The 26006-nt window shown below is 70.7% G+C and carries 25 protein-coding genes; 14 read left to right on the plus strand and 11 right to left on the minus strand.

Annotated elements, in window-relative coordinates:
- Positions 1 to 3 precede the first annotated feature (3 nt).
- Entirely contained in the window at positions 4 to 408 is a 405-nt protein-coding gene (gene mscL, locus I5071_RS21210; protein WP_236607323.1) for a large conductance mechanosensitive channel protein MscL, read from the minus strand.
- An 80-nt stretch (positions 409 to 488) separates the two neighbouring features.
- Here mscL and uvrA point away from each other — a divergent pair, with 80 nt between their 5' ends.
- Entirely contained in the window at positions 489 to 3416 is a 2928-nt protein-coding gene (uvrA, locus tag I5071_RS21215; RefSeq protein WP_236607324.1) for an excinuclease ABC subunit UvrA, read from the plus strand.
- Positions 3417 to 3973: 557 nt separating this feature from the next.
- On the opposite strand, the gene I5071_RS21220 is transcribed toward uvrA, so the two are convergent.
- Positions 3974 to 5068, minus strand: a complete 1095-nt coding sequence (locus I5071_RS21220; RefSeq protein WP_236607325.1) for a hypothetical protein — start codon at positions 5066 to 5068, stop codon at positions 3974 to 3976.
- Between the two features lie 370 nt (positions 5069 to 5438).
- Here I5071_RS21220 and I5071_RS21225 point away from each other — a divergent pair, with 370 nt between their 5' ends.
- Both I5071_RS21225 and I5071_RS21230 read left to right on the plus strand, forming a co-directional pair.
- Positions 5439 to 7553, plus strand: coding sequence for an SEC-C metal-binding domain-containing protein (locus I5071_RS21225; protein WP_236607326.1), 2115 nt, complete (start codon positions 5439 to 5441; stop codon positions 7551 to 7553).
- Between the two features lie 294 nt (positions 7554 to 7847).
- The gene (locus I5071_RS21230; RefSeq protein WP_236607327.1) at positions 7848 to 8165 is read left to right on the plus strand and encodes a hypothetical protein; all 318 of its coding nucleotides are present in this window, start codon (positions 7848 to 7850) and stop codon (positions 8163 to 8165) included.
- Positions 8166 to 8188: 23 nt separating this feature from the next.
- Here the strand turns inward: I5071_RS21230 and I5071_RS21235 are convergent, their stop codons facing one another.
- Together I5071_RS21235 and I5071_RS21240 are read right to left on the minus strand one after the other, a co-directional pair.
- Positions 8189 to 8914, minus strand: coding sequence for an SDR family oxidoreductase (locus I5071_RS21235; RefSeq protein ID WP_329611177.1), 726 nt, complete (start codon positions 8912 to 8914; stop codon positions 8189 to 8191).
- A 21-nt stretch (positions 8915 to 8935) separates the two neighbouring features.
- The gene (locus tag I5071_RS21240) at positions 8936 to 9448 is read right to left on the minus strand and encodes an SRPBCC family protein (protein ID WP_236607329.1); all 513 of its coding nucleotides are present in this window, start codon (positions 9446 to 9448) and stop codon (positions 8936 to 8938) included.
- 32 nt (positions 9449 to 9480) lie between these two features.
- Here I5071_RS21240 and I5071_RS21245 point away from each other — a divergent pair, with 32 nt between their 5' ends.
- The 8 genes from I5071_RS21245 to I5071_RS21280 all read left to right on the plus strand — a co-directional run bounded on the left by I5071_RS21245 (position 9481) and on the right by I5071_RS21280 (position 17742).
- Positions 9481 to 10464, plus strand: coding sequence for an RNA polymerase subunit sigma-70 (locus I5071_RS21245; RefSeq protein WP_268921256.1), 984 nt, complete (start codon positions 9481 to 9483; stop codon positions 10462 to 10464).
- Between the two features lie 67 nt (positions 10465 to 10531).
- Positions 10532 to 10960, plus strand: a complete 429-nt coding sequence (locus I5071_RS21250; RefSeq protein WP_236607331.1) for an SRPBCC domain-containing protein — start codon at positions 10532 to 10534, stop codon at positions 10958 to 10960.
- Between the two features lie 21 nt (positions 10961 to 10981).
- On the plus strand, positions 10982 to 11326 hold the full coding sequence (locus tag I5071_RS21255) for an ArsR/SmtB family transcription factor (RefSeq protein ID WP_236607332.1): 345 nt from the start codon (positions 10982 to 10984) through the stop codon (positions 11324 to 11326).
- The gene (locus I5071_RS21260) at positions 11323 to 11772 is read left to right on the plus strand and encodes an SRPBCC family protein (protein WP_236607333.1); all 450 of its coding nucleotides are present in this window, start codon (positions 11323 to 11325) and stop codon (positions 11770 to 11772) included. Before I5071_RS21255 ends, I5071_RS21260 begins: the two co-directional genes overlap by 4 nt.
- A 369-nt stretch (positions 11773 to 12141) precedes the next feature.
- A complete protein-coding gene (locus I5071_RS21265; protein WP_236607334.1) occupies positions 12142 to 13518 on the plus strand; it encodes a sigma-54-dependent transcriptional regulator in 1377 nt (458 codons plus the stop codon).
- 16 nt (positions 13519 to 13534) lie between these two features.
- Positions 13535 to 15049: a sensor histidine kinase gene (locus I5071_RS21270; RefSeq protein ID WP_236607335.1), complete on the plus strand. Its 1515-nt coding sequence runs from the start codon at positions 13535 to 13537 to the stop codon at positions 15047 to 15049.
- Positions 15050 to 15094: 45 nt separating this feature from the next.
- Positions 15095 to 16363, plus strand: a complete 1269-nt coding sequence (locus I5071_RS21275) for a tyrosine/phenylalanine carboxypeptidase domain-containing protein (protein WP_236607336.1) — start codon at positions 15095 to 15097, stop codon at positions 16361 to 16363.
- Positions 16364 to 16428: 65 nt separating this feature from the next.
- Entirely contained in the window at positions 16429 to 17742 is a 1314-nt protein-coding gene (locus tag I5071_RS21280) for a lysyl oxidase family protein (RefSeq protein WP_236607337.1), read from the plus strand.
- A 19-nt stretch (positions 17743 to 17761) separates the two neighbouring features.
- Here I5071_RS21280 and I5071_RS21285 read toward each other — a convergent pair whose 3' ends face one another.
- Positions 17762 to 18295 (minus strand): DUF2141 domain-containing protein, encoded by a 534-nt coding sequence (locus I5071_RS21285; RefSeq protein WP_236607338.1) that lies wholly within the window; start codon positions 18293 to 18295, stop codon positions 17762 to 17764.
- A 158-nt stretch (positions 18296 to 18453) separates the two neighbouring features.
- Between I5071_RS21285 and I5071_RS21290 the strand changes: the two genes are divergently transcribed.
- Positions 18454 to 18846 carry a hypothetical protein gene (locus tag I5071_RS21290; protein ID WP_236607339.1) on the plus strand — a complete coding sequence of 131 codons (393 nt, stop codon included), beginning with the start codon at positions 18454 to 18456 and terminating at the stop codon, positions 18844 to 18846.
- On the opposite strand, the gene I5071_RS21295 is transcribed toward I5071_RS21290, so the two are convergent.
- The 5 genes from I5071_RS21295 to I5071_RS21315 all read right to left on the minus strand — a co-directional run bounded on the left by I5071_RS21295 (position 18847) and on the right by I5071_RS21315 (position 23761).
- Positions 18847 to 19290 (minus strand): hypothetical protein, encoded by a 444-nt coding sequence (locus I5071_RS21295; RefSeq protein ID WP_236607340.1) that lies wholly within the window; start codon positions 19288 to 19290, stop codon positions 18847 to 18849. It abuts the gene before it with no gap.
- 24 nt (positions 19291 to 19314) lie between these two features.
- Positions 19315 to 19632 (minus strand): hypothetical protein, encoded by a 318-nt coding sequence (locus I5071_RS21300; protein WP_236607341.1) that lies wholly within the window; start codon positions 19630 to 19632, stop codon positions 19315 to 19317.
- A complete protein-coding gene (locus I5071_RS21305; protein WP_236607342.1) occupies positions 19616 to 20935 on the minus strand; it encodes a radical SAM/SPASM domain-containing protein in 1320 nt (439 codons plus the stop codon). Before I5071_RS21305 ends, I5071_RS21300 begins: the two co-directional genes overlap by 17 nt.
- Before the next feature lie 75 nt (positions 20936 to 21010).
- Complete coding sequence (locus I5071_RS21310; RefSeq protein WP_236607343.1) at positions 21011 to 21712, minus strand: hypothetical protein; 702 nt, start codon at positions 21710 to 21712, stop codon at positions 21011 to 21013.
- Between the two features lie 246 nt (positions 21713 to 21958).
- Positions 21959 to 23761, minus strand: coding sequence for a GMC family oxidoreductase N-terminal domain-containing protein (locus tag I5071_RS21315; protein WP_236607344.1), 1803 nt, complete (start codon positions 23759 to 23761; stop codon positions 21959 to 21961).
- A gap of 292 nt (positions 23762 to 24053) precedes the next feature.
- Between I5071_RS21315 and I5071_RS21320 the strand changes: the two genes are divergently transcribed.
- Positions 24054 to 24968, plus strand: coding sequence for a bestrophin family protein (locus tag I5071_RS21320; protein WP_236607345.1), 915 nt, complete (start codon positions 24054 to 24056; stop codon positions 24966 to 24968).
- Positions 24969 to 24978: 10 nt separating this feature from the next.
- Positions 24979 to 25479, plus strand: a complete 501-nt coding sequence (locus I5071_RS21325) for a hypothetical protein (protein WP_236607346.1) — start codon at positions 24979 to 24981, stop codon at positions 25477 to 25479.
- Between the two features lie 69 nt (positions 25480 to 25548).
- On the opposite strand, the gene I5071_RS21330 is transcribed toward I5071_RS21325, so the two are convergent.
- On the minus strand, positions 25549 to 25902 hold the full coding sequence (locus tag I5071_RS21330; protein ID WP_236607347.1) for a hypothetical protein: 354 nt from the start codon (positions 25900 to 25902) through the stop codon (positions 25549 to 25551).
- Positions 25903 to 26006: the final 104 nt, after the last annotated feature.

The raw sequence follows: 26006 nt of genomic DNA on the forward strand, positions 1-26006 counted from the left end.
TCGTCACATCGTGGGCGTCGGCGTCCGCAGCGCGTCGCGGATCTGCACCAGCACGTCGTGATCGCTCTCGACCGGCGCGGCGGGAGTGGGCCTGCGCAGCGCGTTCACGCCCTTCACCACGACGAAGAGCGCGGTGCCGACGAGCAGCAGGCTCACCAGCGCGGTGAGGAACACGCCGTAGCGGATCGGCGTGCCGTTCAGATCGACCGCGAGGTCGTCGAAGTTCGGCTCGCCCACCGCCGCCGCGACGAGCGCCATGAGGATGCCCTCGGTGAACGCGGTCACGACGCGCGTGAAGGCCGCGCCCATCACGAACGCGACCGCGAGATCGAGGACGTTCCCGCGCAGCAGGAAATCGCGGAGCTCCTTCAGCATGCCCATGTAGATGGGCTCCACACGTCCACACACCAGCCACGGCAATCCTGACAGCACACTGTCAGAGAACATGCGTTCAGGACGCGATCACCCGTGCTAGATCGGGCGCGCCCATGCCGCCCCGCCGCGCTTCACGTCCTTCGACCTCCACGCCCACCCACTCGAAGCGCGCCGCCGCTGCGCGCGAGCCGGACACGATCGAGATCACCGGCGCGCGCGAGCACAACCTGCAGGTCGATCACCTCTCGATCCCGAAGAACGCGCTCGTCGTGTTCACGGGCCCGAGCGGCTCGGGCAAGAGCTCGCTCGCGTTCGACACGCTCTACGCCGAGGGCCAGCGCCGCTACGTCGAGTCGCTCTCCGCGTACGCGCGCCAGTTCCTCGGTCGCCTCGAGCGCCCCGCGGTCGAGCGCCTCAAGGGCCTCTCGCCGACGATCGCGATCGAGCAGAAGAGCGCGACCAACAACCCGCGCTCGACGGTCGGCACGATCACGGAGATCCAGGACTACCTGCGCGTGCTCTGGGCGCGCGCCGGGCGTCAGCACTGCGTCGAGTGCGGCAAGGAAGTGCGCGGCCGCAGCACCGACGAGATCGTGCGCGACGTGCTCGCCATGCGCGACGGCACGAAGTTCCTCGTGCTCGCGCCGCTCGTCACCCATCGCAAGGGCGAGTTCCGCGATCTCTTCGAGGGGCTCGCGTCGCGCGGCTTCGCGCGCGTCCGGGTGAACGGCGAGATCCACCGCCTCGATGCGCCGCCCACGCTCGACAAGAAGCGCAAGCACAACATCGAGCTCGTGGTCGATCGACTGGTCGCCGACGCGGCGTCGCGCTCGCGCATCGCGGAGGCGGTCGAGCTCGGTCTCAAAGAAGGTCAAGGAGAGTTGACCATCGAGCCCGATGGCGCGGACAAGCTCACGTTCAGCGCGTCGCGCTCGTGCTGCGGTCGCACCTATCCCGAGCTCAGCCCGCAGTCGTTCTCGTTCAACTCGCCGCTCGGCTTCTGCAGCGCGTGCAACGGGCTCGGCACCCGCACCGAGATCGATCCCGACCTCGTCGTGCCCGATCGCACGAAGTCGATCCGCGAGGGCGCGATCGCGCCCTGGGCGACGTCGGTGGAGCGCGGCGAGGGCTGGACCTTCCGCATCATCGAGGCGATGAGCGAGGCGACCGGCGTCGACCTCGACGTGCCCTTCGGCAAGCTCTCGAAGAAGCTGCAGGAGACCGTCCTCTACGGCATCGAGGGCAAGAAGATCCGCGTCACCTGGGGCCAGGAGGGCAGCGAGTCCCACGGCTCGTGGGGCATCAAGTTCCACGGCGTGATCCCCACGCTGATGCGCCGCTATCGCGACACGACGAGCGAGCGCATGCGCGAGCACTACCGCCAGTACATGCGCGACGTCGCGTGCGACGCGTGCGACGGAAAGCGCCTGCGCCCCGAGTCGCTCTCGGTGAAGGTCGGCGGGCGCGGCCTCGCGGAGATCACGAACAGCACGGTGCGCGACTGCGCCGCGTGGTTCGCTCCGCCCTCTGCCTCGCGGACTGATCGCCGCGAGGGGAGCATCACGCTCTCGAGCCACGACGCGCGCATCGCCGAGGGCGTGCTGCGCGAGATCCGATCGCGCCTCGGGTTCCTGCTCGACGTCGGCCTCGAGTACCTCACGCTCGATCGCGCGGGCCCCTCGCTCTCGGGCGGCGAAGCGCAGCGCATCCGCCTCGCGTCGCAGCTCGGGAGCGAGCTCTCGGGCGTGATGTACGTGCTCGACGAGCCCTCGATCGGCCTGCACCCGCGCGACAACGAGCGCCTGATCGCGACGCTCCGTCACCTGCGCGATCTCGGCAACTCGGTGATCGTCGTCGAGCACGACGAGGACACGATTCGTACCGCGGATCACGTGATCGACTTCGGCCCGGGCGCGGGTCACCTCGGCGGTCGCGTGGTGTTCGAGGGCGCGCCCAGCGAGCTCGCGACGGCGAAGGGCAGCATCACCGCGGACTACATCACCGGTCGCAAGAAGATCGAGGTGCCCGCCAAGCGCCGCAAGCACGAGCACGCGATCACCGTGCGCGGCGCGCGCGAGCACAACCTGAAGAACGTCGACGTGAGCTTCCCGCTGGGATGCCTCGTCGCGGTCACGGGACCGAGCGGCGCGGGCAAGAGCTCGCTCGTCGACGGCATCCTGCTCCCCGCGCTCGCGCGCGCGCTGCACAACGCGACCGAGCCGGTCGGCGTGCACGATCGCATCGAGGGCCTGCAGCACATCGACAAGGTGATCGCGATCGATCAGCGCCCGATCGGCCGCACCCCGCGCAGCAACCCCGGCACGTACACCAAGGCGTTCGACGAGATCCGCAACATCTTCGCGCAGCAGCCGGACTCGCGCGCGCGAGGCTGGGAGGCGGCGCGCTACTCGTTCAACGTGAAGGGCGGTCGCTGCGAGTCGTGCCAGGGCGACGGCGTGGTGCGCGTCGAGATGCACTTCCTCAGCGACGTGTACGTCCCGTGCGAGGTGTGCGGCGGCCGTCGCTACGACAGCGAGACGCTGAGCGTGAAGTACAAGGGCAAGAGCATCGCGGACGTGCTCGACACGAGCATCGCGGAGTGCCTCGAGCTCTTCTCGCCCTACCCGAGCCTCGCGCGCGTCCTGCGCACGCTGACCGAGGTCGGCCTCGGCTACGCGAAGATCGGCCAGCCCGCGCCGACGCTGAGCGGCGGCGAGGCGCAGCGCGTGAAGCTCGCGAAGGAGCTCGCGCGCACCCAGACCGGCCGCACGCTCTACCTGCTCGACGAGCCCACGACGGGCCTGCACTTCGAGGACGTGCGCCACCTGCTCGAGGTGCTCGCGAAGCTCGTCGAAGCCGGCAACACGGTGGTCGTGATCGAGCACCACCTCGACGTCATCAAGTGCGCCGACTGGGTGATCGATCTCGGCCCCGAAGGCGGCGACGCCGGAGGCCGCGTGATCGCGACGGGCACCCCCGAGCAGATCGCGAAGAACAAGGCGAGCGTGACCGGCAAGTGGCTCGCCCCCCTCCTGAAGTGACCGGAGCGCACGCCGCAACTGCCGAGCACAGGGGCGCCATCGTCGAGTGACTCACCACGCGGCGGCCCGTCGCCGTCGTGGGTGCTGCGAACCCTCCACACCGCGCGGCTTCCCACCGGTGAGAATCAGATTCTCACCGGTGAGAATCGATTCCACGACGCCGAGTCCGCAATTCGACTCACGATGCCCGAAGGGCGAGTCCGCAATTCGACTCACGATGCCCGAAGGGCGAGTCGGTCCGCGTGACGCGCGAGGTCGCGAAGCGCCCTCGCTCGTCACGCGTCCCCCACCACCACCGAGGACCGCTCATCCTTCCCGCGCGGCCGAAGCCTCACCAGCCGGGGCGCGGGGTGGGGGCCCGCGCGCAGTTCCGCAGCGCCCACCAGCCACCGCGAGAGCCCCGAATGCGAGTCAGCGCGGTCGCGAAGCGCCCGCGCTGACGAGAACCCCGCGCATCAGTCACCACGACCGCAGCAGGACGCAATCGCGAGGACTGTCCGAGCACGGGCCCCCACCCCGCGCCCCACACCGAAGCCTCTCCGCGCGCGGCGATCAGCTCAAGTGAGATGAGCCACCCACCACAAGAGCACCCAGGCAATCACCCCGCTCGTAGCGACCAGCCCCAGTCGCGCCACGAGCTCCACCGAAGCCCCGACCAGCCGCCGCCGCCGCAACCGCCGATCGAACTCCGTCTCGATCGCCTCCACCGCGCGCGCCACCAGCCCATCGCGATAGGGCCCCACTTCCGCCGCGATCGCCCCGAGCCGCGCGAACACCCGACCCCGCGGCCGCTCGACCAGCGACGCGTCCGACGCCCGCCATCCGCGCGCATCGATCCGCACCACCGCGCCATCCTCGTCGTGCGCGACGAGCACTCCACCTTCGCGCCGCGCGAGCACGAACGGCCGCAGATCGCGCATCGACCACGACGCGCGCGTCAGCCGCGCGAGCTCGATCGCCGCAGGCAGCGTCGTCAGCACGCACGCGGCCGTGAGCGCGATCCCGAACAGCGCCCACGCCGGCGGCATGCACGCGCACCCGATCGACGCGAGCACGATGAACGGGAACACCACGCGCGACTGCATCCACCACGCGTCGGGTCGCACGCGGTCACGCGCATCGGGCCGCGCGATCCCTCGCGGCAGCGCGCGCAGCCGCCCCGCGAGCTGCTCGAGCCCGCGCGTCGTGCACGCGCGATCGGGCTGCCACTCCGGGAACGTGCCCTCGCTCGTGAGCATCGAGATGCAGCGCCCGTCGTCGTCGAACACGTGCGCCCACGCGATGCGCGCGTCGCGCGTCCCGAGCTCGGCGCGCGCGCGCTCCCACGCGATCGCGGTGCGCACGTGGAGCCCGTCCAGCTCGTGGATGCCCCAGTCGTCCCAGCTCACGCGCAGCCTGCGCGCCGCCACGCGTCGCGCTGCGACGAAGAGCAGCGCCCACAGCACGCTCGCCGGCGCGAGCGCACGTAGCGCATCTCCCCAGCGCGGCCCCTCGGAGGCGAACGCGCTCGACTCGCCCGCGATCGCCCATATGGCGATCGGCACTCCGATCATCGTGGCCAGCCCTGCTCCTCCGAAGAGGGCGAGCATCCACAACGGAGCGGGCTCGTGGAGCTCGAGCTCGCCCAACACCCCGGCGTCGTCTCGGTCCATCTCGAACAGCATGGGTGCCGATCCGTCGCGCGTCACGCGACCACGAGGGCACGCGCGGATCTCCTCGCGATGCGACCACGGGCTCGATCGACCTCGTGCCGCCGGTGCGCCCACACGCTCGCACGACGCTTGCGTTCCGTCCTCGAGGTCACCATCGAAAAGACACGACGGTGCGGTCGCCCACCGTACCGCGGCGTGTCGCGGCGCCTCACCTCGAACCGGCCCGTTGGCCGGTTCGGAGCTCCCGAAATGCGGAGCGCGAACGCGGTGTTGGGACGGGCATCCGATGACCGTGCATGTCAGGAATTCCCAGTTGGCTCGCCCCCGAAAGACGGCCCGATCGAAGGCCACCGAGTCGACCGAGGTCGCCGTGCGCGACGCGGTGGAGGCCAGCGATGCGCGCCCGATCGTGGAGCGCGCACCCGCGGACCCCGCGCTCATCGCACGCGCGCGGAGCACGCCGCTCACGCGCGACGGCATCGCCGAGCTCGCGCGGGAGAGCGCGAGCGCGCTCGAGGCCGCGCTCGCCGAGACGCTCGATCGACGCGACATCAAAGCCGCGACCGCGCTCGCGCTCGCGCTCGCCGCCGCCGATCAAACGCTCGATCCCGCGCTCGTCTCGCGGCTCGTGCCCGACGTCGATCAGCGCGACCTCGTTCCATCGCTCCTGCGTGCCTGCGGCGACTCGCCCCAGGCGCGCCTCGACGTGATGCGCCAAGCGCTCGAGCGCGGTCAGCTGAGCCACGATCGCGAGGCCATCGTCGCGTTCGTCGCGTCGCAGCTGCTGGGCGATCCGCCGTGGCCCGCGCCGTGGCCCGGTCTCCTGCGCACCCTCGCGCGCCAGCGTCTCGGCACCGAAGCGGGCGTGCTGCTCGGTACCGTGATCCAGCGCGCGGCCGACCCGCACCTCACAGCCGTCGGCCAGGAGTGGGTGGATCTCGCAGGGCGCAGCAACGCCGAGGAGATCTCGAAGTTCTGGCTCGAGGGTTGGACCCAGCCGGTGCTCGAGATCCTGCCGGAGACCGAGCCGCCGCGCGTCGTCGCAGGCTACACGGTGCGCAAGGCGCAGGAGCGCCCGGGCCGCAACGATCCCTGTCACTGCGGCAGCGGCAAGAAGTACAAGAAGTGCCACGCGACGCAGGACGAAGCGCAGGATCGCGTCGCCGATCAGCCGCTCGTCGATGCCGCTCGCGTGAGCGCGACCGACGTCGACGGCATGCGCATCCAAGAGGTGCTCGCGCTGCCCTTCGAGCGGCTCGCGCGCCCCGCGCTCGTCACCGCGATCCGCCAGCTGCGCGCCTACCACCGCTGGGAGGACGCGGAGCGCGCGCTCGACGTGCTCGCCGCGATGCCGAAGGAAGGCGACGGCAGCGACGTCGAGCACCAGCGCGAGGACCTCATCGAAGAAGCGCTGCGCATGCGCTGCCTCGACGTGCTCGATCGCCAGCTCGCCAAGGTGAAGGATCGCGAGGCCCTGCAGTCGCGGGTGCGCGCCGGCATCGCGTGCGCGCGGCCGAGCGAGAGCACGGTCGCGGTGCTCGACGAGCAGGCGCGGCGCGGCCTCCACGGCGACGTCGACGCGATCGCCGACGTCGCGTACGCGCTCCTCGATCACGCGCCGGCGCTCGGCATCCTGGTCGCGCGTGGCGCGCTCGATCCCGAGCACGTCGAGGCGAGCGACACGATGCTCGACGAGATCGAGCTCTCGCGCGATCGGCTCGAGCTGCCGCCCGGCGATCCCTACGGTCCGCTCTACGACGAGTGGGTCGAGGGCCGCAAAGCGGAGAGCGCGCGCAGCGAGGCGGAGGCCGCGGAGATGGCGCGGGTGCGCGCCGAGCTCGAGCGCGCCGAGTCCGAGGTCGACGCGCGCCAGGCCCAGGTGGTCGCGGCGGAGCACGAGATCCGCGAGCTGCGCGAGCGCCTCGATCGCTCGATGTCGGCGGTGCAGCGCGAGCACGCGGGCATGCCGCACGACGCGGTCGCGGCCGCGTATCGCACCGCGGAGGAGCACCGCCAGCGCCTCGCCCGCAAGGTCGAGGAGATGAAGTCGCTGCTCGCCGAGGGCAACGCGGAGCGCGCGTCGCTGCGCGAGCGTGTCGCGGAGCTCGAGGCCGCGCGCACGTCGGCATCGCGCAGCGACACCGACAGCGCGGAGATCGCGCTCGGCCCCGCGGACGACGGTGGATCGAGCGACGAAGCGACGATGCCGGTGCGCATCCCGGTCTTCGATCCGCGCGCGATCGAGTCGCTGCGCGAGCTGCAGCCGAAGACCTCGCGTCAGGCGGTGTCGATCGCGGGCCGTCTCGCGTCGGGTGATCGCGCCGCGTGGCGCGACGTGAAGCGCATGCAGGGCATGGAAGGCGTGTGGACCGCACGCGTCGGCATCCATCACCGCCTGATCTTCACGGTCGACGAGGGTCAGCTCGACGTGCGCGACGTGGTCACGCGCGAAGCGCTGCTGACCACGCTCGAGCGATATCGCTGAGATCTCGCGCTGGCCCGGCTCGTGTGTCACGAGCACGGGATGGCCCGATTCCAATGCACGAAGTGCGGTCGCCCCTGCGACCTCCGATCCGGCGCGCTCGTCCTGTTCCACGTCCCGAGCGGCGATGGCGGCGTGCTCTGCTCCGATGCGTGCTCGAGCGCGCTGCTCGCGGCGCACCCAGACCTGCAGCGGTTGCTCCCAGCCGAGCGGCACGTCGCGCGTGCCCTCGATGCCTTGCGAGATGCGCTGAGCCGAGTCGTTCCCGCGCGATCGCGCGCGACCGAGAACGCCTTGATGCCGGCGGTGAATTTCGCGCTCGCGCTGGGCGGCGCGCCGGTGCGGATCGACACCGGAGGTGCGGGCACGCAGCAGGCGGTGCTCTTCGACATGACGGCCGGCGCCGAGCGCGCGCTGCAGCAGGCCGTGCTTCACCTCGCGGCGCTGCGCGCGCACGGCTTCGTGGTCGACCCCCACCTCGCGGCGATCAGCGGATGCGACGTCGACGCAGCGTGCGACCCGAGCGTCGCCGAAGGGATGCTCGGCGTGATCGAGGAGCGCATCCGACTCGCAGGCCGCTGGTTGAGCTCGCAGGGCGGTCGACCCGTTCGGTGACTCGGCGAGCCCGTCGCGACGCGTCAGAAGCGCGCGAATGCGCGCTCGACCTCTTTCGGGCTCGTCTTCCAGAGCGCAGCGATCTGCTGCGCCATCGGGTCGGGGAAGATCTCTTCGTCGCCGCGTGCGATGCCGGCCAGCAGCCCCGCCGCTGCCTCGGCGGCGCTCGTCTTCTTCGGAAGCGGGAAGCTCCTGATCATGTCGGTGTCGATCGGCCCGGGGAGCGCAGCGAGGATGTCGATGTCCTTCGCCCTCAGCTCCGGGCGCAGCGCCTGGGTGATCGAGTAGGCCGCGGCTTTCGATGCCGAGTACCCGCCGAAGACCGGAACGCTCGCCAACGACATCAGCGACAGGACGTTCACGATCGTCGCGCCCCGCGTGCGCTCGAGCACGGGGAGAAACGCTCGGATCATGTCGAGCGTGCCGTGGACGTGCGTACGGAAGTCGGCGTCGAGAGCCTCACGGCTCGTCGTCAGCACGTGGAACGACGTCAGCACGCCCGCGTTGTTGATGAGCAGCGTCACGTCGTGCGCCTTCGTCGCGGCCGCTGCGATCTGCTCCGGGCGCGTGATGTCGAGCGTCAGGGGCACGACGCGTGACTCTTCTGCGTGAGCCGTTCGTCCGTCCCTCGCAGCCGCGTAGACCTTGGCCGCTCCAGCCGCGACGAGCGCCGACACGAGCGCCTTTCCGAGCCCTCGATTCGCGCCCGTGACGAGCGCGACGGATCCCTTGATGTTCATGACCGTCATCTCCTTCTGAGAGCGCGCGGACTAAGCAGCTCCACGCGCGAACGCTTCGGGGTCGGGCTTCCCGACTCCGGTCGTGATCAATCGACGGAGGCTGTCGCCGACATAGAAATCCCACCCTCGCGCGCACGCCTCGAAGCAGTCGAGCCCACGCGAGAGGCCGACGTGCGTGAAGCGGAGCTCCGTCCGACCGTGCTTTCTCACGAGGTCGAACTGCAGCTCCGTGCCGGTCCACTCGGTGCGATTCTCCGCGTGGGACAGCTCGGCCGCGACGACGCGCCAGACGACCCTTCGCGCCGGAACGGCCTCGCTCATCCGCTGCGTGGAGCGGTGGAGTCGCTTGTGGCGATAGGTGAACTCGTCACCGACCTTCGCAGTGTCGCCTTCGATTCCGCGCGACCACCAGCCGCGAACGTTCGTGATGGCTGCGAAGACCTCCTCCGGAGTCTCGTCGACGACGAACGTGATCGCGAAGTCCTGATTGCTCATGATGCCGTCCCTTCTGTCGCTAGGACGACGAGCGCATCGCGATTTCATCGCTCGTCGCGCGAAATCGTCGCGAGGCCGCGATCCGTGGCATGAGTGAGCGGATGAAGGACGAGGCCTTCCGGACGCACGTCGAAGTCCATCGTCGCGCGATCACGCTGCACTGCTATCGGATGCTCGGCTCGCTGCAGGACGCCGAAGAGGTCGCGCAGGAGAGCTTGCTCCGCGCATGGCAGGCGCTGGACGATCTGCGATCGAGCGGAGCGACCAAGGCGTGGCTCTACAAGATCGCGACGAACGCGTGTCTGGATCTGTTGAAGAGCCGCCGCCGGCGGGCACTCCCGCGCGAGCTCGCGCGCCCCGCCGACCCGGAGCATCCGTTCGGTGCACCGACGAGCGAGGCGGTCTGGATCGAGCCCGCGCCGGACGCACTGCTCGAGGTCCCCGACGACTCGGCACCGCGACCCGATGCGCGCTTGTCGATGCGCGAGAGCATCGGCCTGGCGTTCGTCACCGCGCTCCAGATCCTGCCGCCGAAGCAGCGAGCGGCGCTCTTGCTCGTCGACGTTCTCGGGTGGACACCGCGCGAGACCGCACCGCTCCTGGAGACGACCGAGGTCTCCGTGAATTCTCTCCTGCAGCGAGCGCGCAAGAATCTCGAGACGCGCCGGGAGGAGGCGAGCGCATCGATGACTCCCGAGGAGGAGGCGCTGGTGCAGCGCTTCGTCACGACGTGGGAGAGCCGCGACCTCGACGCGTTCACGGCGCTGATCGCGGAGGACGCCGTTCTGTCGATGCCCCCGCAGCCGGAGTGGTACGCGGGGATCGCTGCCATTCGGCGCTTCTACGAGCGATTCCTCGCCGCCGATCCGAGGGCATATCGATTGGTGCCGATCGCCGCGAACGGCTCGCCGGCGGTCGCCAAGTACGCGCGGTCCAGCGCGGGCGATCACGAGCCCGTCGCGATCACGGTGCTCTCCTTCCGTGAGGGTCGCGTCTCGGAGATCACGAACTTCCTGCTGCCGCGGCTCTTTCCGCTCTTCGGCCTGCCCGAACGAATCGCGTAACCGATTGGTTCCGCTTGACGCGTAACCCATTGGTTCCGTATATCCGAGGCATCAGGAGGAGGCCCCGATGCCGACGCAGACCTACGAGCTCTTCATCCGCGCCGCGCCGCAGCAGGTCTGGGACGCAATCACGCGCCCCGAGCACACCGAGCGCTATTTCTTCGGAACGCGCGTCGCGTTCGAGAACGGGCGCATCGAGTACACCGCGGGGCCCCAGCTGGTCGTCGACGGCGAGGTGCTGAAGCGCGAGAACGGTCGCGAGCTCGTGACGACGTGGCGCATCCACTACGCCCCGGCGTGCGCGAGCGAGATCTCGAGGGTCACTTGGCGCGTCGAGCCGCGTGGCGAGGCGACGAAGCTCACCGCGATCCACGAGCTCGACGGGGCACCGAACACCGCGGAGAGCGTCGGCACGAACGGATGGAGCGTCGTGCTCTCGGGCCTGAAGACGCTGCTCGAGACCGGCACGCCGCTGGTCGTCGGTCAGCCCGGCTGAGGCGCGCGCTACGATGCCTCCATGACCGCGTCCCGAGCGACCTCCGACGTGTTCCAAGCCGTGTCCGATCCCACGCGCCGCGCGATCCTCGATCGCCTGCGCGAGGGACGGCTCCCGGTGAACGACATCGCGTCGGGCTTCGACATGTCGCGGCCCGCGGTCTCGAAGCACCTCCGCCTGCTGCGCGAGGCGAACCTGGTGCGCGAGCAGAAGGAAGGTCGTCAGCGCTTCTACGAGCTGACGCCCGGACCGCTGCGCGACGTCGCGGACTGGGCCGAGTCGTATCGCGCGCTCTGGGCGGCGAACCTCGCGTCGCTCAAGCGCCACGTCGAAGGTCGCAAGAAGCGCAAAGGAGCGGAACGATGAGGTCGATCGCCGACGTCACCACCGGCACCGTGCGCGCCGTGGTCGAGATCGACGCGCCGCCGGCCGACGTGTTCGCGGCGCTCACCGAGCCCGAGCAGCTCGCGTTGTGGTGGGGCGGCGATCTCTACCGCACCTACGACTGGCAGATGGACCTGCGCCCGGGCGGTGCGTGGAGCGTGAAGACGGAAGGACGTCAGGGGCACTCCGAGGTGCGCGGCGAGATCCTCGAGGTCGACCCTCCGCACGCGCTCACGCTCACGTGGCAGGCGAGTTGGGACGGATTCGCGCGCACGACGATCCGCTACCGGCTCGATGCGGTGTCGAGCGGCACGCGCGTCACCGTCGTGCACGACGGCTTCGCGGGACGCCCGGAGCAGTGCGAGAACCACGCGCAGGGCTGGGACCTCGTGCTGGGCTGGCTCGCGGCGCACGCCGCGCGGCGCTGATCGCGATCACTCCGAGTGCGGCGGTCGAGATCCGTCTCGTGAGCAGACGGATCGAGCGAGGGCGCGACGTGCGAGCGCGTTCGGAACGGCACGCCGCCGCATCCGCATGACGCAGCGCGCGAGGCGTGTCGCGATCACGCGAACGCGCGGTCGACCGCGCCCGTCTGGCGCAGCACACGGGAGCTGTCGCGGAGGCGCGACATCGTCGTGGTGCACGGCGCGAAGATCTCCGTCGTTTTCGCGGTGGGCACGTTCTTGCTGATGCGTGTCGCCGGTCCCTGCCCGAGCCCAGGGGAGACTCCGGATTCCCGGCCGCGAAGCTCCCCTGGGCTCACCCTTCCCACGCTCGACTGCTCCTCCCGAATGCCGATGCGCGGCCGTGTTCTCGTCGTCGACGACGACCCGAGCAGCTGCGAGATGCTCGACGAAGCGCTCTCGCACGCCGGGTTCGAAGTGATCTGGCGCATCTCCGCGGAGGACGCGCTGCCGATCGTGCGCGAGCACCACGCGCTCGACGTCGTGCTCACGGATCTCCGGATGAGCGGCGCGTCGGGCCTCGATCTCTGCCGCGCGATCCTCGAGCACGATCCGGCGCTACCGGTGGTCGTGATCACGGCGTTCGGCAGCATCCGCACCGCGGTCGACGCGATCCGGAGCGGCGCGTACGACTTCATCACGAAGCCGTTCGACCTCACCGTCGTCGCGCTGGCGCTCGATCGTGCGATCGCCCACCGCGCGATGCGTCTCGAGCTCGATCGCCTTCGCTCGCGCGTGGCCGCCGAGGATCACGGCGACCTGCTGGTCGGTCGCACCGACGCGATGCGCCGGGTGATCGACCTGATCGGGCGCGCCGCGAAGTCCGACGCGACGGTGCTCGTCACCGGCGAGAGCGGGACCGGCAAGGAGCTCGCCGCGCGCACGCTCCACGACAAGAGCTCGCGCGCGCAGGGCCCCTTCGTCGCGATCAACTGCGCCGCGCTCCCCGAGGCGCTGCTCGAGAGCGAGCTCTTCGGGCACGCGAAGGGCGCGTTCACCGACGCTCGCAGCGAGCGCCCCGGCCTCTTCGTGAGCGCGAGCGGCGGCACGCTCTTCCTCGACGAGATCGGCGACATGCCGCAAGGCATGCAGGTGAAGGTGTTGCGCGCGATCCAGGAGCGCAGCGTGCGACCGGTCGGCAGCGACCGCGAGGTCCCGTTCGACACGCGCATCATCGCGGCGACGCATCGCGATCTCGAGACCGAGGTCGCAGCGGGGCGCTTCCGCCAGGATCTCTTCTTCCGCATCCACGTGATCGAGATCGGCCTGCCGCCGCTGCGCGCGCGCGGCGGCGACGTGCTCGCGCTCGCCCAGACGTTCGTCGATCGGATCGCCGCGCGCACCGGGCGCACCGGCCTCCGGATCACCCACGAGGCGGCGGAGCGGCTGCTCGCGTACGAGTGGCCCGGCAACGTGCGCGAGCTCGAGAGCTCGATCGAGCGCGCCGTGGCGCTCGCGCGGGGCGACGAGCTCCGCCCCGAGGATCTGCCCGGCCGCGTGCGCCGGAGCACCGCGGGCGCGAGCGATCCGGACACCAGCGGCACCACCGAGCTCGTCCCGCTCGAGGAGATGGAGCGCCGCTACATCCTGCGCGTGATCCGCGCCGTTCGCGGCAACAAGAAGCTCGCTGCGCAGGTGCTCGGCATGGATCGCAGCACGCTCTATCGGAAGCTCGATCGGTGGAAGGCGCCCGAGCGCGACGAGACCTGATCGCGCGGGTGCGCGCATGAAGCTCACGTGGAAGCTTTCGCTCGCGATCGGCCTGGGCATCTGCCTGGTCCTCGGAGCCAATGCCTACGTCCGCGTGCGCACCGACAGCGCGGCGTACCGCGACGACGTGCGGCGCGACCACGACATCACCGGGCGCAGCCTCGCGACCGCCGTCGAGCTGCTCTGGCGCACCGACGGAGAAGCGCGCGCGAGGGAGATGGTCGAGGAGCTGAACCTCCGGACGAGCCACGCGACGATCCGCTGGGTGTGGCGCGCCGCGGGGCCCGACGAGCCGGAAGCGCCGCAGCGCCGCGATCTCGTCCCCGTGCTCGACGCCGGCACGAGGTCCGAGATCATCGAGCGGGACGGTGACGCGCCTCGCATGCTCAGCTACACGCCGGTCGATCTGCCCGGCGATCGCGACGGCGCGATCGAGATCGACGAGTCGCTCGCGGACGAGCGCGAGCACGAGCACGCGACGCTGGTGCGCACCGCGACGACGACCGGCGTGCTGATCGTGCTCTGCGCCGGGCTCACGCTCGCGTTCGGCACGCTCTTCGTCGCGCGCCCGCTGCGGCGGCTCGCCGAGAAGGCGCGGCGCATCGGCGAGGGCGACCTCTCGGGGCCGCTGGACATCCGGCAGGACGACGAGATCCGCGACGTCGCGCGCGCCATGAACGACATGTGCGATCGGCTCGGCGAGGCGCGCACGCGCCTCGAGCGCGAGACCGACGCGAAGATGCGCGCGCTCGAGCAGCTCCGGCACGCCGACCGACTGCGCACGGTGGGACAGCTCGCGTCGACGATCGCGCACGAGCTCGGGACGCCCATCAACGTGGTGCGTGCGCGCGCCGCGATGGTCGCGGATGGCTCGGTGTCCGAGAGCCGCGTGCGCGAGCTCGGTGGGGTGATCGTGGTGCAGTGCGATCGGATGACCGGGATCATCCGGGGCCTGCTCGACTACGCGCGGCGCGATCCGCCCGATCGCTTCGAGAGCGATCTGGTGCGCGCGGTGCGCGAGTCGGTCCAGTGGCTCCGGGACGTCGCGCGCGAGCGAAAGGTCTCGATCGAGCTCGACGCCGCGCCGGGCGAGCTCCTCGCGTGGATCGATCCGCGGCAGATGCAGCAGGCGGTCACGAACCTGGTGCTCAACGCGGTGCAGGCGTCGCACTCGGGCGCGACGGTCACGGTGCGCGTGCGCGCCGCGGACGACGAGCGCGAAGCGGTGGTCGAGGTCAGCGATCACGGTCCGGGCATCGCGCCCGAGCATCGCGACCGGGTCTTCGAGCCCTTCTTCACGACGAAGAGCGCGGGCGAAGGCACCGGGCTCGGGCTCCCGATCGTCGACGGCATCGTGCGCGAGCACGGCGGTGTGATCGACGTGACGAGCGTGCCCGGTGGCGGCGCGTGCTTCCGCATCCGCCTCCCGCGACGGAGCGCGGAGCCGATCACCGAGGCGAGCCCCACGACGCCGGCCGGTCCCCGTGGGAGCGCGCTGCGGGACTCGTGGCGCGGCACCGCGCAGAGCTGAGACGCCGCGCGGACTCCCGCGCTACGCTGCGCGGACGCGGAGCGAATGTCGCCTTCCCAACGCCGCGAGCGCATCGTCGACGTCGATCGCCGCCTCGTCGCGATCGCGAAGGAGATCCGCGTTCTCGGCGAGCTCTCGTGGCCAGCCGAGACGGTCGATGCGTTCCTCGCGTCGTGGCGGCGCGGCGAGCCCGAGCTGCCCGCGGTCACGTACCCGCACGGCCGCCATCGCACCCAGCTCGAGGCCCTGCTCGAGCTCCGCCGCGAGCTCGACGTTCACGACCCGGTGCAGAGCTTCCTCGACGACACCGCGGGCTCGTATCGCGCCGCGGGGCGCATGCTCGAGCACGCGGGCACGCCCTCGTTCCTCGAGCTCTCGCAGACGCTCTACGGCAAGCCCGACGACCGCCTGCCGGGCGCGTCGATCACGCACCTCGAGGCCGCGGATCAGCTCCTCGCCGCGACCGACAAGCTCGCAGACGCCGGGCTCGACTTCGATCCCGGCGCGACGATCCCCAGCGAGGAAGCCGCCGCGCGCATGCGCGATCGGCTCGCGTCGTTCTTCACGAAGCACGACGTCGAGGTCGTCGTCGATCCCCACCTCGGCGCGAAGGCGATGGCGGGCGCGAAGCGCGTGCGCCTGCGCGGCGACACGCTGTTCTCCGAGCTCGATCTCGATCAGCTCGTCGAGCACGAGGCGTTCATCCACTCCGCGACCGCGCTGAACGGTCGCGAGCAGCCCGTGCTCACGGTGCTCGGCCTCGGCGCGCCGCGCACCACGCTGACACAAGAGGGCCTCGCCACGGTCGCCGAGCTCGCGACGCGCGCGATCGATCTCGCGCGGCTGCGCCGCATCGCGCTGCGCATCCGCGCGATCCATCTCGCGATCGAGGGCGCGGACTTCGTCGAGGTGTTCCGCTTCTTCCTCGAGCGCGGGCAGAGCGACGAAGAGTCGGTGCGCTCCGCGATGCGCGTCTTCCGCGGCGGCGACGTGCGCGGGCGCTGGGTGTTCACGAAGGACGTCGTGTACCTCCAGGGCCTGGTCGCGGTGCACACGTTCCTGCGCAAGTCGATCGCGGACCACAAGCCGTTCCTGATCGAGCGCCTCTTCGCGGGCCGCATGGCGCTCTCCGACGTGTTCCTGCTCGAAGAAGCGTTCACCGACGGGCTCGTCGCGCCCGCGCTCTACGTGCCCGCGTGGGCGCGCAACCTGCGCGCGCTCGCCGCGTACCTCGCCTTCACCGCGGTCGCGTACTCGATCGATCTCGGCGCGATCGAGCTCGAGCAGATCCTTCCGGCATACGACTTCGAGTGAGCGAATGCGGGGGCTCGGGGCCCCGACGATTGCGAGCGCAACGAACGCTTGTGCACACTGGCCCGATGCTCGCGTTCCGCCCACTCGCGCTCTCCATCGCGCTCGTGCTGCTCGCTGCATGTGATGCCGAGGGAGCCGCCGCGGAGCGCGACGGCGGGATGGACGCGGGCGCGACGCGCGATGCGGGCGGACGGCCCCCACCGGTCGACGGCGGCGGCGCGTGCGTTCCGCCTGCGGCGCCTTCGGTGCACGAGGGGTGCAATCCCGAGAACGGCTTCGAGTGCGACGGCGACTACGACGCTCGCTGCAATCCCGCGTGCCCCGACACGCACTGTTGCAGTCCGCAGGAAGGACGATTCCAGTGCGTTCCGCGCGACGAGTCCGGTGATTGTCCCGCCGCCGATCTCTGGGTCGACGACGCGCGCATCGCGCCGTACTTCGAATATCGCTACATCGGTCCCAGCGACTGCGCGCTGGTCGAGGGGTGCGTCGTCGCGCCGGGCATGCGGCGCCTCTTGCGATTCGACGCGTGGACGCCGAACACCGGTGGTGCCGACATGTACCTCGGCGTGCCGACGGCGAGCTCGCCGAACTTCGAGTACTCGTCGTGCCATCGCCACTATCACTTCGAGACCTACGCCGCGTACGAGCTGCTCGACGCGGAGGACGACTGCGTCGTCGCCGAGGGTCACAAGCAGGCCTTCTGCCTGCTCGACTACTACACGTATCCCTGCGACGAGGACGACACGAATCCCGATCCCGACGTGCCCGACTGCCGTCGTCTGAGCGGCTATACGTGCCTCAACCAAGGCATCCGCCGCGGCGCACAGGACGTCTACGAGGCGGACATCGACTGTCAGTGGGTCGACGTCACCGGCCTGCCTCCGGGCGACTACCGACTCCGCGTGCGCATCAACACCGACCATCTCCTGCGCGAGTCGGACTACGGCAACAACGAAGTGACCGTCCCGGTCACGATCCCCGAAGATCCCGGCCCGCCGCCCACCGACATCAGCACGCCCTGCGAGGACGAGACGCTCGGGCTCGATCGCACCTGCGGCTTCACGCGCAGCTACGACGGCGAGTGCGAGCCCGGCACGACGGTGACGCTCGGCTGCTCCGCGACGTGCGGATACGGCGAGTGCAGCGGCGACACGATCCTGATGGTGTGCGAGACCGCGCTCGGCTCGTCGTGCACGTCGGCCGCGGCGATCGCGACCAACGACGCGTCGGGATGCGGCGCCGGCGCGTGCCGCGGTGGCGCGGACTGCTGCTCGAGCGCGACGTTCGAGTGCCCCACGACCGGCAGCTACACCGTGTGGACCGGCCCGCGCGACACCTCGCGCAACGCGACCTGCGAGATCGCGCTGGCTCCCTGATCGCACGCCACCGCGTCGATCAGATGCCGTAGCGCATCGTGATCGAGAGCGAGCGCACCGAGCGACCGTCGTAGTCGAACGCCGCCGAGTCGAACGAGGGCGCACCGAGCGTCCCGCGCGCGTCGCGCGAGAACCCGTAGCCTTCCTCGGGGACGCCCATGAATCCCTGGTCGAACACGGTGTCGTCGTCCTCGTCGTGCATCATGCCGATCGCGAAGCGCCCCGCGGGCACGCTCTCGAAGCGACACCGCGCGACGCCGTTGGTGATCGTCGTGCTGCACGTCGCGACCTCCTGGCCGCCGTGCGTGAACGTCGACTGCGAGCCGTAGAGCCCGCCGCGCACGTGACCTCGCTCGGAGCGTAGCCCGCGCACCACTGCGATGACCGCGGGCGACGCCGGAGGCTCCACCCGCAACGCGCCGCGCGCGCGCAGCGCGTCCTGCCCGTGCGATGGTGTCGGCCCGAATGCCGCGAGCAGGAGCGCAGACGCAGCGATCGTGAGCGCCGCGATCGACCCCGCTCGTGCCCGCCCCCCGACGTTGCTGCGAGTCACCGCTCGACTATGGGCTCGCTCTCGTGCCATCGCGAGCCCCCCTCCGCTCGATGATGCGCTTTGATCGGCTTTGACCAGCATCGACGCGCGCTCCTCGACAGATCTCCGCTCGACCCAGCGCCACGTTCGGACGCGCTGTGGAGACGGAGACCACACGAATGACCCGCTCGATTCCCACGCTCGTCGTGCTCGCGCTCGTCGCGAGCGCGTGCTGCTTCAGCGGCACCACCGACGCGACGACCACCACCAGCACCGATCCCCCGCCCGCGTCCGGCGACACGCGCGCGAGCTGCGACATCGTCGCGACGCTGAGCACATGTCGCGACCTCGGCCCATCGGCGTTCGCGCTGGGCGAGGACTTCGCGCGCGGGCTCTGCACCGGCACGTACACGTCGGGCGGCACGTGCCCGACCGAGAGCCGCGTGGGCAGCTGCGACGAAGGTGGCGGGCAGATCCGACGTTACTACTCGACCGGCGGACTGCCCTACACGCTCGAGACGGCGCAGCAGGACTGTCAGCTGATGCCGGGCGCCACCTTCACCGCGAGCTGATCACGACGAGGGATCGGGCGGTGCGCCGTACGCGGGCACCGCACCGCCACCCGCGTCGGGCGCGCTCCCGGCGTCGACCGGCGTGGGGCCACCGTAGAGCGGGCCGACGGCACCGGCGTCCTGCTCGGTGCCCGAGTCGATCGCCGGGGTGCCCGAGTCGATCGCGGGCGCGCCGTATGCGGGCACCGGACCCCCGGAGTCGACCTGTGCGCCACCGTCGGGCGCGCGCTCTTCGCTCTCTGCGCAGCCGGTCACGCTCAGCGTCGTCGCGACCGCCGCGCCGAACGCGAACGTCGCGGCACGACCGAGGCGTGTCGTCGGTGCACGCAGTGGCGGTGCGCTCGCGAGCGCGTCACCGAGCGACTCGCCGCAGAACGGACAGGCGCTCTCGCTCGCACGCACGTGTCGCGTGCAGCCCGGACAAGGAAGCAATCGATTCGTCATCTCGTCCCCCATCGTGCGGTCGGTTCAGTCGGCAGGCGCCGCGCCGTACGCGGGCGCGACGGCTCCCGCGTCGACGCCCGCATCGCTCCCTGCATCCCGCGGCGGTCCGCCGTAGAGCGGCACCGGCGCCAGCGTCTCACACCCTGCGAGACCGACGATCGCCGTCGCGATCGCGACCGCGCCCGCCTTCGCGCGGAACGACACGAGCTGCGCACGGCTCGTGATCACGACCTCGCGTGTCGTCGCGTCGATCGTGATGGGCTCGATCGCAGCGCCGCAGAACGGACACTGCGCCTCGCTCGCGCGCACGTGGCGATGGCACGACTCACACGGTGTCAGCATCTCGGCTCTCCTCGTCCTCGACGATCAGCTCGAAGCGTGCGTGATCGAAGGGCTGTCCCGGCGCGCTCTCCACCTTCACCACGCGCTCGCGCTTGCCCGCGCGCTGCATCTCGAGCGCGCGATGGTGGCAGTACGGATTGTTCCCCGGGCGCCCGAAGAGGACGAATCCCGTCCACGTGCACCCAGCGCGGCACTCGTCGGCGTAATAACAAGTGCGGCAATAGCCCCAGAGATCCTCGACGGTGCGATCGCGCGTGTATCGCATCGCGCTGCCGCCGCGCTCCCAGATGTCGACGAGCTTCGCGTCGCGGATGTTGCCGCCGGTCCACGCGAGCGTCGGGAGCGACGGGCATCCCTTGATCGATCCGTCCGCTTCGATGCCGAGCGTCGAGCGCCCCGCGCCGCACGAGTACATGTGGCCCTTGGGCAAGCTCCCGCGGAGCACGTGCTCGTGCGGCCCGAAGTACCCGACGTTGTTGCCCGGCCAGAGCCGCACGCCGCGCTCGCGACATCGCTCCGCGAGGCGCGCGAGCATCGGGAACACCTCGAGCAGATCGTAGGGCTGCAGCAGCACCTCGGGCTCGTCCGCGGCGCGCCCCATCGCGACGGTGAGCTGGATCTGCCAGCTGTGCGCGCCGTGATCCGCGATCGTCTCGAGCACGCTCGGCAGCTCGGGCGCGCTGAGCCGATTGATCTGCGTGTTCGCGCTCACCTGCACGCCCGCGGCGCGCAGGTTCTTCATCGCGTCGAGCGCCGCGCGATAGCTGCCCGCGACACCGCGCAGGCGATCGTGCGTGGCCTCGTCGCCGTCGATCGACACGCTCGCGCTCTGCAGGCCCGCCGCCGCGGCATCACGCGCGCGCTCCGGCGTGATCCCGCGCCCGCCGGTCGTGAGGATCGCCATCATGCCGCGCGCGCGGATGCGCCGGATGATGTCGGTCCAGTCGTCGCGCAGGTACGCCTCGCCGCCGATCAGCGAGACCTCCTTCACGCCGAGGTCCGCCATCTGATCGACGAGATCGAGGCACTGCTCGGTCGAGAGCTCGTCCGGTCGATCGCGCCCCGCGCGCGAGCCGCAGTGACGGCACGCGAGATCACACGCGAGCGTGATCTCCCAGACCGCGTAGATCGGGCGCACGCGTCGATCGATCGCGCGCGCGTCGTCGGCGAGCGGCAGGCGACGTCGCGCGGGCTCGGCCATCGGTGCGAGCGGCAGGGACTTCGGGCGAGGCGCGCGGAGGAGCGCGTCGCGCTCCTCCGCGCTGACCAGCTCGCGGCGCTCGGTCCGCGAACCGACAGACACCGCGGGCCCCTTGTGCTGCGAGTCCGACACGTCGACCGATGGTAGTGGCCACGGTCGGCGGGATCCATCGCGCGATCAGAATCGATATCCGACGGCGAAGCTCAGCTGCGGCGTGAAGCCGTACGTCTCGAGCGCATCCTCCACGTCGCGCTCGATGTCGTCGAACATCTCCGGCGCGAGCCCCCGCACCTCGTCGGGCACCACGATCGACGTCGACGCGCCGAGCGTGTGGGCCCATCCGATCGAGCCACGGATCACGAGGTGATCCCACACGAGCGCGCTCCAACCGAGCTCGACGTGCAGCATGTGGAGCTCCGCGTCGATGCCGACCTCGTCGAGCCCCGGATACCTCATCGTCTGTCCGACCGCAGCCTCGAAATCGTCGATCCCCACGCGCGTCTCCGCGCCGATGCGCGTGTAGCCCGCGAGGATCTCGAAGCCGTAGCCCGGCACCGGCCGGATGCCGCCCGACACGCGCACCACGAGCGCGTTCGAGCCCGAGCGATCGACGAGCGACGCGATCTCGTCGCCGTACGCGCCGATGCCGTGCACGACGTCGTTCATCAAGCCGAGGTAGGGCTCGGGCATGAACCCGAGGTGGCCGCGGATCAGCAGACCGAGCGGCAGCTCGATGTTCGCCTCGACGCCGACGGTGAGCGGCACCTGCGTCGCGATCGCGAGATCGAGCCCGATCGGGAATGGCTCTCGGCGTGGTGGCTCGACCATCGGATCCGCGAGGTCGTCCGCGCGTTCACGATCGGGGCGTGAACGCGGCACGCCGCGCGACGTGGACGTGGCGCCGGCGCGCGCTGCGGCAGGCACCGCGAGCACGCTCGCCTCACCTCGTTGCGCCGAGACGGTCGATGGCTGGAGCGCGCACGCCGCCAGCACCGCGATCGAGACGAGGAGCCCACGTGCCGAGTCGCGCCAACTGCAGTGCACGCGACGGGACGGAGCAGCGCTCGTGCCATCTCGATCGCGCGAGATGGCATGAACGTTCGCTCGATCGCGCGCGACGGTGGATCAGAGACGCGCGGCGATGCGCTCGGCGGCGCGCGTCGCCATCGCCATGATCGTCAGCTGCGGGTTCACGCCGAGCGGGCCCGGCACCGTGCTGCCGTCGACGATGAAGAACCCCGGCAGGTCGTGCGCCTCGTGATCGAGCGACACCACGCTCGTCCTCGGATCCTTGCCCATCTTGCAAGTGCCGAGCGGGTGATAGCTCGTCAGCAGGCACTGGCTGGGCGCAAGCGTCTGCTTGCGGAAGCGCTCCCACTCGCGACGGCTCTCGAACGTGTGCGCGCCGAGGAGCGCGGGCCACACCTTCTTCGCGCCCGCCTCCCAGCAGATGTCGCCCATCGCCATCACGCCGCGGTGATACCGATCCGCGTCCTTCTGCGTGAGGTTGTAGAGCACGGTCGCGGAACCCTGGACGTCGAACGCGATGCGCCCGCGCGACTCGTCCGAGATGAGGATGCCGAACGACGCGATGTGCTCGAGCTCGTTGAGGCGCTCCATCAGGCGTCGACCGCCGACGGGATACATGAGCGCGGCGTAGTTCCAATCGGGCTGGGCCGCGCTCAGCAGGATGCCGTCGTCGAGGTGCTCGTCGCAGCCGTAGCCCTGCGGGATGTGATCCATCCCGCGGATCGCGTCGTCGAAGAGCGCGTTGAGCCCGCCGCTCGGATGCAGCGTGAGGTTGCGACCGACCTGACCGCTCGAGTTGCAGAGGCCGTTCTTGAGCAAGAAGAGCGGCGTCGGCAGCGCGCCTCCCGCGAACACCACGGCGCGGCCGCGCACGCGGATCGTCTTGCCGTTCTTCGCGACGCCCTCGATGCCGACGGCGCGCCCCTTCTCGACGATCACGCGCTTCGCGGTGAGCCCGGTGAAGAGCATCGCTCCGCGCTCGAGCGCAGGCGGCACGTAGCTGATGTTCGTCGAGCGACGCGCGTCGGTGCGGCACCCGAAGTCGCAGAACCCCGAGCCCTCGCAGCCCGGCGCGTTGCGCACGATCGAGAAGTGGCTCCAGCCGAGCTTGTCGCAGCCGCGCGCGAACACGTCGGCGATGCGCCCGATGTGCTGCCGCGCCGCGGGCTGCACCTGCAGGATGCTCTCGACGCGCTCGAAGTAGCCCTGCATGTGCTCGCGCGCGAAGTCGTCGGTGCCGATGTCCTCGCACCATCGATCGAGCACCGCGCTCGGCGTGCGGAAGCACGTGCCGCCGTTCACCGCGGTCGAGCCGCCGACGAGGCGACCCATGAACACCGGCATCAGGTTGCTGCCGACCGCCATGCCGCCGCGATAGAAGTCGCGATGCGCCTTCTGCGAGCTGCCGGTGAACGCATCGCGCCGGTGCAGCTCGCCCTCTTCGACGAAGCACACCGCGAAGCCGCGCTCCGCGAGCTCGCGACCGACGACCGCGCCGCCCGCGCCGGTGCCGACGACGACGACCTCGCACTCGACGTCGCCGTCGTCCCACGTCTCGGCGCGCACGACCTGCTCGAGCCAGCGAGGCTGCTCGAGCGTCTTCACGACGTTGAGCTTGCCGCCCATGCGCTCGTACACGGGCTCGCGATCGAAGTGCGCGAACTTGATCGCGAACTGCATCACCTGGAAGGGCGCGCGCAGCACGGGATCGCTCTCCCACGCGCGCATCACGTCTTCCTGATCGTCGGCGCTCAGATCACGGAAGCGACGACCCTTCTTCGCGATGGCCGCGTGGTCGTACGCGAGCGCGACCGCACCGAGCGCCTTCGGCAGCTGCGGGAAGAGATGCGCGACCGTCTCCTCGACCAGCGCGATCGTCTGCTCGTCGGCGCGCTGCACGCGACCACCGCCGGGGATCGTCGCCTCGGCGAACGCCAGGAGCGCTTCGTACTCACGCGGACCGAGCTGACTCTGGTCCGCCGGATGCGTGGCTCGCGCACGGCGCGCGGAGGATCGGCGCGAGCCCGAGAGGGCATCCGAAACGTCCGCATCGATCGCCGTACGACGCAACAGGTCGATCATGCAGCGGCCGAGTATTGGGCGGCTCCGGCCGATCGGCCAGCCTGGCTCCGGCCGCTCGTGACGATTCTCCGCGCGTGCGTAGTAGGCTTCGCACCTTCGAGCGCTGCGCATGATCGTCGGCACACAGGGATCGCTCCTCGGCATGCTGCGATGGCAGCAACACTCGGTGGTTCTGTTCGCGGCATCGGCGGGGCTCGTGATCGCCCTACGCGAAGTGTTGGGATGGCACTGGCTGCGCATCCCGTCGGTCCCCGTCGCGATCGTCGGCGGCGCGCTCGGCATCTTCGTCAGCTTCCGCACCAACGCGGCGTACGCGCGGTGGTGGGAAGGCCGTCAGCTCTGGGGCCGGCTGATCAACGTCTCGCGCATGTTCTGCTCGCAGGTGCTCGCGTACCTGCCGCGCGCCGAGAACGGCGCACCCAGCGCGCTGCAGCGACGATTGATCGAGCGTCACGTGCTCTACGTGCACGTGCTGCGATGTCTGCTGCGCGATCAGGTCCCGTGGAGCGACGACGACGTGGTCCGCTTCAGCGACGCGCCGACGCGCGAGTCGCTCTCGCACGAGACGAACGCGACGCACGCGCTGCTCGATCGACAGCTCGCGGAGCTCGCGCGCGAGGCCGACGAAGGACGTCTCGCGCCGCTGCGGATGGACGCGCTCGATCGCAGCATCGCGGCGCTGCTCGACGTGCAGGGCGGATGCGAGCGCATCAAGCGCACGCCGATGCCGCGCGGCTACGGGTACTTCGCGGAGCAGCTGATCCGCGCGTTCGGCGTGCTCTTCCCGATGGCGATCGCGGAGGAGCTCTGGGTGATGGCGATCCCGATCAACGTGCTCGTGTGCCTCGCGTTCATGATGATCAGCGAGGTCGGTCGCGTGCTCGAAGATCCGTTCACGCTCTTCTGGAACGCGCTGCCGCTCTCGGCGCTGACGCGCACCATCGAGAGCAACGTGAGGCAGCGGCTCGGCGACGAGGACATCCGCCCGATGCTGCGCCCCGACGGCAACGGCGTGTTGATGTGAGGGAGGACCGATGAGAGCGGCGATCGCGGTGCTCGTCTCGATCGCATGGGTCGGCGTCGCGCACGCCGATGCGATCATGCCGTTCGACGGCGAGTGCCCACCCGGGCTGCGCGAGGGCATCTCGGGGCACGCCGAGGCGTGCATCCCGATCGCGTGCTCGAGCGACGCGGAGTGCGGCAGCGACGCGGCGTGTCGCGACGTGCACGAGTGCTTCGCGCCGCGCGAATTCACGTCCGACGGGCGCGTGGTCTACGAGACGCCGGTGGTGCGCGACGTGGTCGTCGGCGCGTGCCGCGCCGATCGCACGTGTGCGGAGGGCGAGTGCCGCTCGCGTCGTCAGTGCGAGCCCACGGACGACACGCCCGCATGGGATCCGCGCATGCGACGGTGGACGGGCGAGACCCATCGCGGCTCGACGTGCAGCGTCGCGCACGGGGGCGGCTCGTCGACGTGGATCGCGCTCGTGGGGCTGGTCGCGCTGGTGACGCTGCGAGCGCGGCGATCGCGTTAGGATCGGCCCATGTGGACGCCGTGGCGCAAGCGTCGTGAGCCGGTGACGCCGGCCGAGACGAGCGCGCCGTCACCACCGAGCGCGCACGTCGGTTGGTGGTTCGCGCCCGCGGGAGACGTGCCGCGTGAGGGGCGCGTCGAGCGATTCGAGGGCGAGCTCGCGCCGGGCCGGTCGGGGCTGCACGCCGCGCGCACGGTGCTCGATGCGCTCCCCTTCGCGCGCAGCGCGCACCTCTGTCGTGTCGCGCTCGGTGGTCGCGTCGTCGAGCGTGGACCGCTGATCGCGGCGAGCGAGCGGACGATCGAGCGACGCTTCGATCCGCGCGCGCTCCTGCGCTCGATCGCGATCGAGATCGCCGAGCGCGCGATCGACGTGGATGCGCTCGACGAGCCCGCGCGCGAGGCGCTCCGCGTCATCGTGCACGTGCCGCTCTCGAGCGACGCGCTCCGCGCGATCGAGCGCGCACGCGAGCGCGCCGCGGACCGGATGGTGGACGCGGACGAGCGGCTCCGCGACGTGACCTGGCG

This window comes from Sandaracinus amylolyticus (genome assembly GCF_021631985.1).
GTDB classification, from domain to species: Bacteria; Myxococcota_A; Polyangia; order Polyangiales; family Sandaracinaceae; genus Sandaracinus; species Sandaracinus amylolyticus_A.

Excerpts from the sequence above, each read along its gene's own strand:
- uvrA (WP_236607324.1), top strand. The coding sequence starts at position 489 with ATGCCGCCCCGCCGCGCTTCACGTCCTTCGACCTCCACGCCCACCCAC.
- I5071_RS21220 (WP_236607325.1), bottom strand. The coding sequence starts at position 5,068 with ATGGACCGAGACGACGCCGGGGTGTTGGGCGAGCTCGAGCTCCACGAG.
- I5071_RS21230 (WP_236607327.1), top strand. The coding sequence starts at position 7,848 with ATGCCGGCGGTGAATTTCGCGCTCGCGCTGGGCGGCGCGCCGGTGCGG.
- I5071_RS21235 (WP_329611177.1), bottom strand. The coding sequence starts at position 8,914 with ATGACGGTCATGAACATCAAGGGATCCGTCGCGCTCGTCACGGGCGCG.
- I5071_RS21240 (WP_236607329.1), bottom strand. The coding sequence starts at position 9,448 with ATGAAATCGCGATGCGCTCGTCGTCCTAGCGACAGAAGGGACGGCATC.
- I5071_RS21250 (WP_236607331.1), top strand. The coding sequence starts at position 10,532 with ATGCCGACGCAGACCTACGAGCTCTTCATCCGCGCCGCGCCGCAGCAG.
- I5071_RS21255 (WP_236607332.1), top strand. The coding sequence starts at position 10,982 with ATGACCGCGTCCCGAGCGACCTCCGACGTGTTCCAAGCCGTGTCCGAT.
- I5071_RS21260 (WP_236607333.1), top strand. The coding sequence starts at position 11,323 with ATGAGGTCGATCGCCGACGTCACCACCGGCACCGTGCGCGCCGTGGTC.
- I5071_RS21265 (WP_236607334.1), top strand. The coding sequence starts at position 12,142 with ATGCGCGGCCGTGTTCTCGTCGTCGACGACGACCCGAGCAGCTGCGAG.
- I5071_RS21270 (WP_236607335.1), top strand. The coding sequence starts at position 13,535 with ATGAAGCTCACGTGGAAGCTTTCGCTCGCGATCGGCCTGGGCATCTGC.
- I5071_RS21275 (WP_236607336.1), top strand. The coding sequence starts at position 15,095 with ATGTCGCCTTCCCAACGCCGCGAGCGCATCGTCGACGTCGATCGCCGC.
- I5071_RS21280 (WP_236607337.1), top strand. The coding sequence starts at position 16,429 with ATGCTCGCGTTCCGCCCACTCGCGCTCTCCATCGCGCTCGTGCTGCTC.
- I5071_RS21290 (WP_236607339.1), top strand. The coding sequence starts at position 18,454 with ATGACCCGCTCGATTCCCACGCTCGTCGTGCTCGCGCTCGTCGCGAGC.
- I5071_RS21295 (WP_236607340.1), bottom strand. The coding sequence starts at position 19,290 with ATGACGAATCGATTGCTTCCTTGTCCGGGCTGCACGCGACACGTGCGT.
- I5071_RS21300 (WP_236607341.1), bottom strand. The coding sequence starts at position 19,632 with ATGCTGACACCGTGTGAGTCGTGCCATCGCCACGTGCGCGCGAGCGAG.
- I5071_RS21320 (WP_236607345.1), top strand. The coding sequence starts at position 24,054 with ATGATCGTCGGCACACAGGGATCGCTCCTCGGCATGCTGCGATGGCAG.
- I5071_RS21325 (WP_236607346.1), top strand. The coding sequence starts at position 24,979 with ATGAGAGCGGCGATCGCGGTGCTCGTCTCGATCGCATGGGTCGGCGTC.